Annotated in this window: 6 protein-coding genes; 2 read left to right on the forward strand and 4 right to left on the reverse strand. The window is 69.9% G+C overall.

The genetic code is table 11. The features are described from left to right. Window positions 1-617 precede the first annotated feature (617 nt). The 3 genes from proX to VK923_11955 form a co-directional block, all read right to left on the reverse strand. The gene (gene proX, locus VK923_11945; GenBank protein HSJ45385.1) at window positions 618-1,709 is read right to left on the reverse strand and encodes a glycine betaine/L-proline ABC transporter substrate-binding protein ProX; all 1,092 of its coding nucleotides are present in this window, start codon (window positions 1,707-1,709) and stop codon (window positions 618-620) included. Next, window positions 1,706-3,469 (reverse strand): BCCT family transporter, encoded by a 1,764-nt coding sequence (locus VK923_11950; protein HSJ45386.1) that lies wholly within the window; start codon window positions 3,467-3,469, stop codon window positions 1,706-1,708. The genes proX and VK923_11950 overlap by 4 nt, the downstream gene beginning before the upstream one ends. A gap of 645 nt (window positions 3,470-4,114) precedes the next feature. Further along, window positions 4,115-4,552 carry a hypothetical protein gene (locus VK923_11955; GenBank protein ID HSJ45387.1) on the reverse strand — a complete coding sequence of 146 codons (438 nt, stop codon included), beginning with the start codon at window positions 4,550-4,552 and terminating at the stop codon, window positions 4,115-4,117. Window positions 4,553-4,953: 401 nt separating this feature from the next. Between VK923_11955 and VK923_11960 the strand changes: the two genes are divergently transcribed. Then, window positions 4,954-5,238, forward strand: a complete 285-nt coding sequence (locus VK923_11960) for a hypothetical protein (protein HSJ45388.1) — start codon at window positions 4,954-4,956, stop codon at window positions 5,236-5,238. 163 nt (window positions 5,239-5,401) lie between these two features. Here VK923_11960 and VK923_11965 read toward each other — a convergent pair whose 3' ends face one another. After that, window positions 5,402-5,812 (reverse strand): hypothetical protein, encoded by a 411-nt coding sequence (locus tag VK923_11965; protein ID HSJ45389.1) that lies wholly within the window; start codon window positions 5,810-5,812, stop codon window positions 5,402-5,404. Between the two features lie 216 nt (window positions 5,813-6,028). Between VK923_11965 and VK923_11970 the strand changes: the two genes are divergently transcribed. Continuing rightward, window positions 6,029-8,365, forward strand: a complete 2,337-nt coding sequence (locus VK923_11970) for a heavy metal translocating P-type ATPase (protein HSJ45390.1) — start codon at window positions 6,029-6,031, stop codon at window positions 8,363-8,365. The last annotated feature ends 116 nt before the right edge of the window (window positions 8,366-8,481 follow it).

The raw sequence follows: 8,481 nt of genomic DNA on the forward strand, positions 1-8,481 counted from the left end.
CACCGTCGCCTGATCATTGGTGGTCCGCAGCACCATCCCCAAAGCCCCTGGTCACGCCGACACCACGGGCATTCTCGCAGCACTCGACCAACAACCATGGCAGGCACAACCACAAAACCGCAGGTCAGCGGCCTACCGACCCGCAACTATTTCAGGGGGAAGTAACTAGGGAGCCCGCCTCCGACGCATGCGGTTGAAGAGTGAAGGAATCTGCCTCGAGAGTCGCGCGCGTTCGGTCTCGTCAATAACTGCTGTCGGGATTGCAGTGTCGCTAAGGCTGAGTGCGTCAACTCCACGCAGCGGCCGGTCGGGCCGCAGCCCCGCCTCCCACATTGGCGTACCGGATCCGCCCGCCGCACGGGCTTGAGCCCATCGCGCACGTCTGGCAGCGCGCGACCCACGATCACGCTCATCGAGTAGTCGAGGAACGCCTGCTGCATGCGGTCGACGATGTTGACCGCCCGCACGCCGCGTCCCTCGCCGTCCGCCGCGTCGAGCAGGCTCTGCTGGCGGCTCATCTGGCCCTTCTCCGGTCGTCGGCTGCACGGCGATTGTGCAACGCCGGACCGGCGATCGCCTGCAGGTGCCCCATGGGATCCGCCGGCCGGACGGCGCGGTCAGCTCGACCGCGCCTGCTCGAGCCACCCGTCGACGGTCGTGCGGTGGGCGTCGATCCAGTCAGCGGCGTCCTGCACGATGTCCGCCTCGGTGTAGCTGTCGCGTGCGGCATGCATCCGGGCGTTCTGCTCGCCGATGTCCTCGAGCGGGATCTCGACCAGCTCGAGCAGCGTGCGCGCCGAGGGGTTGGCGCGCAGGAAGTCGTCGTTGGCCACGACCCGGATGTCGTTGGCCGGCCAGCCCAGGTCACACGACCCCGCGCCAGTGGCGCACCCCTCCAGGCCCTCGACGGTCGTCGTGGCGTCGGTGCCGGGCGGTGCCGGCGATTCGAGCCACACCACGTCCTCGCCGGGCACGACCACGTCGACGGTCCAGTTCGGCGTCCACGTGTAGAACAGCACCGGCTGCCCGGCCTCGACCTTCGCGGCCACGTCCTCGATCAGGTCCGGGTACGCACCGACGACCTGCTCGACGTTCGCGCCCCAGTCGAGCTGCTCGATGTGCTCGGTGATCGCCCCGTTGCAGCCCCACCCCTCGTTGCAGCCGATCAGGTCGGCCCGGCCGTCGTCGTCGTCGTCGAACGTGGCCGCCACCTCGGGATCGGTGAGGTCACTCATGCTGGTGATGCCCAGCTCCTCGGCCGTCGCGGCGTCGACCAGGTAGCCCTGGAGCGCTCCGGCCTCGACCTCGTACCCGACGGGCGTGACCGGCTGCCGGTCCTGCTCGCCGGTGAACAGCTCACGCTCGAGGTAGATGTCGTGCAGCGGGAACCAGCCGTTCGCCCAGAGGTCGTACTGCCCGCGGGCCAGCGCGGGGTAGAAGACGTTGGCGTCGAGCGTCGCCTCGGCCGGGTCCGAGACCTCGTAGCCGAGCTCGGTCAGCAGCTGGCGGTAGATGGCGGCCTGCATGAAGCCGGTGTCCCACGTGGCGCGGGCCATCCTGACGGTCCGTGCCTCCTGCGGCTCGCCGCCGCCGGCCGCCGGCCCACCGCCGTCGCCGTCACCGCCGCCGACCTCCGCCGGTCCGCACGCGGCGAGCAGGAGCACCAGCACCGCGGTCGACGCGATCAGCCCGCCCCACCGGCCGGTCATCCGTCGCCCCCCGGCGGTGTCGAGCCACCGACGAGCGTCGGGTGCCGCCGGCGGAACAGCGCCGCATCGTAGTACTCCTCGAGCAGGTCGAGCTCCTCGTCGAACGCGGTGTACATGCTCCAGCACATGACCAGCAGGACGACCGCGAACGGCAGGCCGCTGGCGATGGCCATCGCCTGGAGTGCCCCGAGGCCACCGCCGAGCAGCAGCACCGCGGCGATCGCGCCCTCCATCACTGCCCAGAACACGCGCTGGGGCTTCGGCGAGTCGAGCTTCCCGCCCGAGGTCAGGTGGTCGACGACGAGCGACCCGGAGTCCGATGACGTCACGAAGAACGACACCACGAGCAGCACCCCGACGACCGAGGTGACCTGGGTCAGCGGGAACGCCTCGAGCATCACGAACAGCGCGGTGGCGACGTCCTCGTTGACGGCCGTCGCCAGATCGATGACGCCCTCGAGCTGCAGGTACACCGCCGAGCCTCCGAACACCGACATCCACAGGAACGACAGCATCGACGGAACGATGACCACGCCGAGGATCAGCTCACGGATCGAGCGGCCCTTGGAGATGCGGGCGATGAACATGCCGACGAACGGCGACCACGAGATCCACCAGCCCCAGTAGAAGACGGTCCAGCCCGCCTGCCACCCTGGCTCGCTGAACGCCTCGTTCCAGAACGACAGCTCGGGCAGGACCTGGCCGTAGAAGCCGATGCTCTGGATGAACACCGACAGCAGGAACAGCGTCGGGCCCACGACGACGATGAACAGCAGGAACCCGCCGGCGAGGTAGACGTTCAGTTGGCTGAGCCGTTTGACCCCACCGTCCAGGCCCGCGACGACAGACATGGTGGCCATCCCGGTGATGATCACGATCAGCAGCACCTGGAAGCCCGGCGTGTTCGGCCACCCGAAGAGGAACTCCAGCCCGGCGCCCGCCTGCTGCACGCCGAAGCCGAGCGAGGTGGCCAGCCCGAACAGCGTGGCGAGCACCGTCAGGACGTCGATCACGTTGCCCCACGCCCCGTAGACCCGCTCGCCAAGCAACGGGTAGAACACGGACCGGAAGGTCAGCGGCAGGCCCCGGTTGTAGGCGAAGAAGGCCAGCGCGAGGCTGACCAGCGCGTAGATGCCCCAGGGGTGGATGCCCCAGTGGAAGAAGGTGGTCGCCAGCGCGGCCTTGGCGGCGAGCGGGGTGTCGGGCTCGACGTTGAACACCGGCGCCGGTGCCGTGAGGTGGAACACCGGTTCGGCGACGCTCCAGAACATCAGCCCGATGCCCATGCCGGCCGAGAGCAGCATCGCGTACCACGCGCCGGTGCTGAACTCCGGCCGCGCGTCCGGCCCGCCGATCCGGATCTTGCCGAAGCGGCTGAAGGCGAAGAACAGGCCGGTGAGCACGAAGATGTTCGCCGACAGGATGTAGAACCAGCCGAAGCTGACGTTGATCCCGTCGCGCAGGCCCGTGAAGAAGAACTCCATGGCCGCCGGGTCAAGCAGGGTGACCGTGAGCAGCACCAGCAGGATGCCCGCCGCCCAGAAGGACACGTGCGGGTGCAGATCGAAGCCCCACCGGAGGATGTTGCGGTCCCCCGGCTCGCGGTCGGCGACCTCAGGGTAGAAGTCGACGTCGGGCGCGATCTGGAGGCCCTCGTAGCGCGGCCGCTCGATGATGGCCCGACGTCGGGCCTCGCGTTCCGCCGCCTCGGAGCGTCGGTGCTCGATCTCCGCCTGCGTGAGATCACGCTCGTGGGTCATGCGGGCGCTCCATCCGACGTAGGTGCTCCGACCGCGCCGCAGGAGCGAACCGCCCCGTGATCAGCCGAGTGCGACGAATGGCCCACCTCGGGGACGGGCCTGCGCTCAGATCACGATGGCGTCCGGTTCCTGTCGGCAGCGCCGCGATCGTAACATCGGCCCCTGTCCCGCGAACAGGGGGTCATCGGGCCCCCGCGCGGACGGTCCGACCCCGCGCCCCGGAACCCGTGGCGCGGTGCCGGACCCGACCCGTCGCCCTCCGACCGGCCGACCGCCAACCACGCGACGGCGGGTCACCATGCGGTCCGTGTCGTGTTTCCAGCAGCGCCGAGCGTCCCGGCGAGGGCGCCGATCGCGCTCGACGATCTCGCACCTCGGTGAGCGCGGCGGCGCGTCAGGGATGCCAATGATCGGGGTCGCGAGCTGCCCCACGCGCTCGCGGTGGCGGTCGACCAACATGCGCGACAGTCTGCCCGATCGCGTATGACGCCGTCGAGCTCGAGCCCAGGGGTACGCACGTACCCCCGCCGTCAGGTCGCCCCAGGGGCGGGGTCCAGGCTCCCAGGGCGACGGCGCCGTGCCGTCCGGGCCATGCCGATGCCATGACATGCCGAGCCGTGCCGCCGGCCAGGGGTAGCCGGTCGGTCAGTTGCCCCGGCGGCGGCGCTCGCGGCGCCAGTCGACTAGCGCGCGGATCAGCTCGGCGCGCTCGTCGGTCGGGTCGTCCCGTTCCAGCGCGTCGAGGAACGCCCGCGCCAGCTGGTCGACGTCGAGCGCACGCGCCAGCTCGTCGCCGTCGAGCGGGCGGCCGGCGAGCCGGTCCTCGAGGATGCGGCACTGCAGCTCGGCGCGCTCGGCCCTCGCCCGTTCGGCGGCGACAGCCTCGCGCACGCGGAGGTCCGAGCCGGCGGGAGCGTGCGCCCGGAGCCGGTCGCGCTCGGCGCCGGTCATTGGCCGGTTCACGATCTCGACGGTCCGCCGGCTGCCCGGCTCGCGCTTGCCACCGTCGACGGCGCGAAACCGCTGGCGCACCTCGTCGGCGGTCGGCGCCCGTCCAAGCTCGTCGGTCATCTCGCGCCACACGCGGGCGCGCTCCTCGCCAGGCTCGATGATGTGGCGCCGACCCCGGCGACGGCGGCCAGGAAGTGGCGCTGGCAATGAGTCATGGCGTGCCTGCCCGTCCCCCCGTGTGTCATGCACCTCCTACCGCATCGCCAGAATCAAATCTACTACACAAAGGTAGTACATCCGCGAACCACTTGCGGCTCGTCTGATCTCCCGCTGGGTCCACTGAGCCGGTCAGCCGCCGCCGCCACAAACCCCTCGACGACCCATCGGGGGACCGTCGGGCACGATCGTCGGGACCTTCGGCACTCCACCCCTGGTGGGGTCGGATAGTAGACTCGGGATTCGTCTCTCGGAGCCGGCGCCGCATCGCTACCGACGCAACCGAAGCTCGGATAGGCCCCACGAAGGAGAACACCGTGACAGCGCATCGATCACCACTCCCCAGTGAGGCCGACGCACGTGATCGTGTCGGCGTCTCCCGCGACATGGGGACGGTTCGGTCCGCGCCGGCCGATCTGGTGAACAAGGACGTCCGTTGGCTTCACTGGATCATGATCGCCTGCTGTGCGCCGGTCATCGCGGTAGCTGTCGGACTGGTCGTGACCGGCTACGCAGGCATCGGCGCTGTGGCGATCGTGGTCGGCTGCGTCGTGATGATGTCGGTGATGTCGGTCGCCATGGGTCACGGTGGCCGTCGCTGACCAACGGCAGTGAGATCCACGCGACGTGGGGCAGGTCAGGCGTCCGCTGACGACCCAGGCCCGGCGACGTCTGGCGCAATGCCCAACGGGGCCCACCCGCACCGGTCGAGGTGCCGAGCGGGCCTTCGGCGTTGCTCCGCACAGCCGAAGGGCCCTTCGACACTCAGGTCGCATTCGCCGGTTCGCCGTCATGCACAGCGTGGCCGTGCAGGGTCGGACTCACCGGCGCTTTCGACGCGTGGTGCCCAGGTCGAAACGCGATCCAGGCCGATGCTCCGCCCATGAGCAGCGCGGCGAGGAAGTAGTGTTCCGAGTGGCCACGAAGAAGCGGCCTGAGCGACGGCGCCAGCTCCATGATGTAGTTCAGGACCAGCACCACGACCGACAGCGCAACGCCTGCTCCGCCGGCGGCCCGGTCGCGACGGACGCGCACCCTGAACTGGTCGGGCGTTTCGCTGAACCGCTCACGGTTCGCCCCGACCGTGCCACTCGAACGCACCGCAGGATTGCCCGACACATGACGCCCGCCGCGTTTCATACGCCACCGATCAGACAGAAGGCCTCCGCCCGTCATGCTACTACGACTCTGTAGTAATATGACACCGTGGGGTGGTGGAGGTACGTGAGCACGACGAGTCGGCAGCGTGTGGGACTTCGGCGTCCGCGTCGGCATTGCGCCCCGACCGACGGGACTTCGGAGACGATGACGAGTGCTGGACACTCATTGGAAGGCGGCCAGATGACGAGTGGGACGCGTCCCCCCGAGCGGGTGGTGCTTGAGGCGTCTGGGATGCTGCGCGCGAGTGAGAAGGCGGTGGTGGAGGCGGCGTTGTCGCGTCGGCCGGGGGTGTTGGAGGTCGAGGCCAACCCGGTGGCGCAGACCGCCAACGTCACATTCGACCCCGACCACGCCTCGGTGGCGGAGTTGCGTGACTGGGTGGCCGAGTGTGGGTTCCACTGCGCGGGCCGCTCGATCCCGGCGCACGTCTGCGTGCCCATTGAGGGTGAGGGTGCCGAGGCCGACGACGACCGTGAGAGGCTCCGGAGCGCGGCGGAGGCGATGGGTCACGGCGGCGACGCGGGCATGTCGATGGACGCGATGGTCGCCGACATGCGTAACCGGTTCCTGGTCGCCCTTGTGTTCTCGGTGCCTATCCTGTTGTGGTCGCCGATTGGCCGTGAGGTGCTGGGGTTCACGGCGCCCGCGCCGTTCGGGCTGCGCGACGACGTGTTCGGGTTGCTGCTGAGCCTGCCGGTGATCTTCTACTCGGCATGGATCTTCTTCGACGGCGCGGTCCGTGCACTGCGGTCCCGGACGCTCGACATGATGGTGCTGGTCGCGGTTGCCATCGGCGCAGGATGGCTGTACTCGTTGGTGATCACGCTGACCGGCGGCGGGGAGGTCTTCTACGAGGCCGCGACGGTGCTCGCGGCGTTCGTGCTGCTGGGCCACTGGTTCGAGATGCGCGCCCGTGGCGGCGCGAACGACGCGATCCGTACGTTGTTGAATCTCGCACCACCGATGGCGGTCGTGCTTCGGGACGGCGAGCCGGTGGAGATCCCGACCGCCGAGGTGGTGGTCGGCGATCTACTGCTGATTCGCCCGGGTGCGAAGATCCCGGTCGACGGGGTCGTCGAGGAGGGCGTGTCCGAAGTCGACGAGTCGATGGTGACCGGCGAGTCGTTGCCGGTGCCCAAGCAGGCCGATGTCGAGGTCATCGGCGCGTCGATCAACACGACCGGCGCACTGCGGGTGCGGGCGACGAAGGTCGGGTTGGACACGGCGCTGGCGCAGATCGTCGAGCTCGTGCAGGAGGCGCAGAACTCGAAGGCGCCCGGGCAGCGCCTAGCGGACCGGGCGGCGTTCTGGCTGGTGTTCGTCGCCCTGATCGGTGGGGCCGCGACGTTCCTGGTGTGGGCGCTGGGCACGGACCGGTCGCTGTCCACGGCGGTGCTGTTCGCCATCACGGTGGTGGTCATCACCTGCCCGGACGCGCTGGGGCTGGCGACACCGACGGCGATCATGGTCGGCACCGGACTGGGCGCCAAGCGTGGGGTGCTGTTCAAGCATGCCACGGCGATCGAGACCGCTGCCCGCGTCGATACGGTCGTGATGGACAAGACCGGCACGTTGACCAAGGGGGAGCCGGAGGTCACTGACGTCGTGGTCGCCGACGGCGTCACGCCGGACGAGCTGTTGCGGTTGGTCGCGGCGGTCGAGCGCGAGTCCGAGCATCCGCTGGCCGAGGCGATCGTGCGCCACGCCGACGCCGCGAATGTTCCGGCGGCGCGGGCCGAGGGCTTCGAGAACGTGCCCGGCCACGGCGCCGTCGCCACCGTCGACGGCCGCCGCGTGGCCGTCGGCAACGCCCGGCTGATGGACCGCGACGGCGTCGCCATGGGCGCCCTGGCCGAGCGTCGTGAGAATCTGGCCGCGGGCGGTCGCACGGCGGTCGTTGCTGCGGTCGACGGGCACGCGGCAGGTCTGGTCGCGATCGCCGATGCGCCGCGGCCTACCGCCGCCGCGACGGTCGCCGCGCTGCATGACGCCGGCGTCGAGGTGGTCATGCTCACCGGCGACAACCAGGCGACCGCCGAGCGCATCGCCGCACAACTGGGCATCGACACGTTGATCGCCGAGGTCCTGCCCGGCGACAAGGCAGCCAGGGTGGCTGGCCTGCAGCAGGCGGGCAAACGAACGGCGATGGTCGGCGACGGCGTCAACGACGCCCCCGCGCTGGCCCAGGCCGACCTCGGCATCGCGATCGGCGCCGGCACCGACGTCGCGATCGAGACCGCCGACGTGGTCCTCATGCGCTCCGACCCGCTCGACGTGCCCGTCGCGCTGTCCATCGGTCGGGGCACCCTGCGCAAGATGCGCCAGAACCTGGGCTGGGCGATCGGCTACAACGCGATCGCCCTGCCCATCGCTGCCGGCGTGTTCGAACCCGCATTCGGACTGGTGCTGCGTCCCGAGGTGGCTGCTCTTTCGATGTCGGGGTCGAGCTTCCTCGTGGCCGTCAACGCGTTGCTGCTCAAGGGCCTGCGTCTGCCCGAACCCGCCGACGGCGAGATCGAGGGCACCGGCTCGCCGGTCTCGCCGCGCCATGCGGGCGCGACCTCCTGAACGTCAACCGAGCATGACGAGGAGCGCACGATGAGCTTCACGACATCCCCCGTCCGCGTCGCGGTCAACGGTTACGGCGTGATCGGCAACGTGTCGCCGACGCCGTGGCGGCCCGG

It is taken from the genome of Euzebyales bacterium (assembly GCA_035461305.1).
Classification (GTDB): Bacteria; Actinomycetota; Nitriliruptoria; order Euzebyales; family JAHELV01; genus JAHELV01.

Bases quoted from the DNA above. Each gene is read 5' to 3' on its own strand.
- proX (HSJ45385.1), bottom strand. From the start codon at position 1,709: ATGACCGGCCGGTGGGGCGGGCTGATCGCGTCGACCGCGGTGCTGGTG.
- VK923_11950 (HSJ45386.1), bottom strand. From the start codon at position 3,469: ATGACCCACGAGCGTGATCTCACGCAGGCGGAGATCGAGCACCGACGC.
- VK923_11965 (HSJ45389.1), bottom strand. From the start codon at position 5,812: ATGACGGGCGGAGGCCTTCTGTCTGATCGGTGGCGTATGAAACGCGGC.
- VK923_11970 (HSJ45390.1), top strand. From the start codon at position 6,029: ATGCTGCGCGCGAGTGAGAAGGCGGTGGTGGAGGCGGCGTTGTCGCGT.